The organism is Brachybacterium alimentarium, assembly GCF_002332425.1.
Taxonomy (GTDB): domain Bacteria; phylum Actinomycetota; class Actinomycetes; order Actinomycetales; family Dermabacteraceae; genus Brachybacterium; species Brachybacterium alimentarium.
Genome location: NZ_NRGS01000059.1, coordinates 1 through 1,510 on the forward strand (window position 1 = coordinate 1; position 1,510 = coordinate 1,510).

3 protein-coding genes are annotated in these 1,510 nt (G+C 66.0%); all 3 read left to right on the forward strand.

Annotation, left to right across the window (positions count from 1 at the left end):
- Positions 1-909: PepSY-associated TM helix domain-containing protein (locus CIK71_RS17280; protein WP_141393756.1), on the forward strand; the 909-nt coding region annotated here is incomplete at its 5' end.
- Entirely contained in the window at positions 909-1,178 is a 270-nt protein-coding gene (locus CIK71_RS17285; protein ID WP_096166905.1) for an integrase core domain-containing protein, read from the forward strand. The genes CIK71_RS17280 and CIK71_RS17285, both read left to right, overlap by 1 nt.
- Positions 1,179-1,315: 137 nt before the next feature.
- Positions 1,316-1,510: helix-turn-helix domain-containing protein (locus CIK71_RS17290; RefSeq protein WP_141393757.1), on the forward strand; the 195-nt coding region annotated here is incomplete at its 3' end.

Genomic DNA, 1,510 nt, shown 5'->3' on the forward strand with positions numbered 1-1,510 from the left:
GGTCGGTTCAACCTCCACCGCAACCTCCACCTCGGCGACGCCGGCCGGTGGTACAGCGAGGTCGCCGCCAGCTGGCTGTGGGTCCTCGCCCTCAGCGGACTCATCATCTGGATAACCCGCAAGGTCCGCACCCGCTCTGCCCGCGCCTACCTTCTGCCTCAGCACAAGGGACCACAGCGACAGCGCTCCATTAGCCTCCACGCCACCATCGGCGTCTGGGCCGCGATCGGACTGTTCTTCCTCTCCGCTACAGGACTGACCTGGTCCCAGTTCGCCGGCGGGAACTTCAGCGCGCTGCGCCAGAGCCTGGACTGGTCTACGCCGTACCTCTCCTCCGAGGCGACAACCACCACCCAGGTCGCAGAAGAAGAGGTTCCGGCCACCACGCAGAGCGTGTTCGACGTGGCCCGTGCAGAGGGACTCGGTGATCCGGTGGCGATTACTCCGAGCACTGACGGAGGAGCATGGGTCGTCTCGCAGGTGCAGCGCTCATGGCCCCTGAAACAGGACTCCATGGCGTTCGACCCCGCCTCCGGAGCGGTCGTCGAGAGCGTGCAGTTCGCCGACTGGCCGGTCGCCGGAAAGCTCGCCGAAGCCGGGATCTCCTTCCACATGGGAATCCTCTTCGGCTGGCCCAACCAGCTCCTGCTCATCGCCATCGCAGGAGCCATCATCACGCTCATTGTCATTGGATACCGCATGTGGTGGCGACGTCGCCCCAAGCCGCCGCGCACAGGACTTCCCACCGCTCTCGGTCGCCGGGTCGACACCGCAGCGGCCTACGGCATTCTCATCGCGATAGCCGCGGTCGTCGGCCTCGCCCTTCCCCTGCTCGGAGCAACACTCGTCGCCTTCGTCGCGCTCGACCTCGCCCGTCGACTGCTTGGAACACGGCACAGCACGGACTGATGAGTCACCTGCGGTGCAGCAGCGCCCCCGCGGTGCGCGAGATGATCGACGCTCTCGAGGCAAAGCACCTGTTCATCACGCCTCACTACCCCTGGCAGAACGGCAGGGTCGAGCGGTTCAACCGCACGTTGCAGGTCCAGTGGACCTACTGGCAGGTGCTCGTCTGCAACATCGAGCGCTCCCGCGCCCTTGCGCCATGGCTCGAGCTCTACAACACTCGCCGCCGCCACACCGCGCTCGGAAGACACCCGCCCATCACCCGCCTGTAATCAACCTGCTGGCCGAGTACATCTAGGTGTTGCGGGTCATGACGTTGTGGACGGCGCGTGGGGGATGAAGGAACGGGCCCCTGGACTGCACGATGGGTGGTGTCTAAGCAACCGTCTTGCAGGAGGAGGCCCGTTCCATGCACCACCGTAATGCCCCATTGACCGTCGTCGGAAGACAGCGCGCTGTCGCCCAGGTCGTCGACTCCGGTCGCCCGATCGCCCACGTCGCCGCCGAGTTCCACATCGCCCGCACCACGCTCTCGAAATGGGTCGGCCGCTACCGTGACCAAGGCGAGGGTGGGCTCCAGGATCACTCCAGCGCGCCAGCGAAC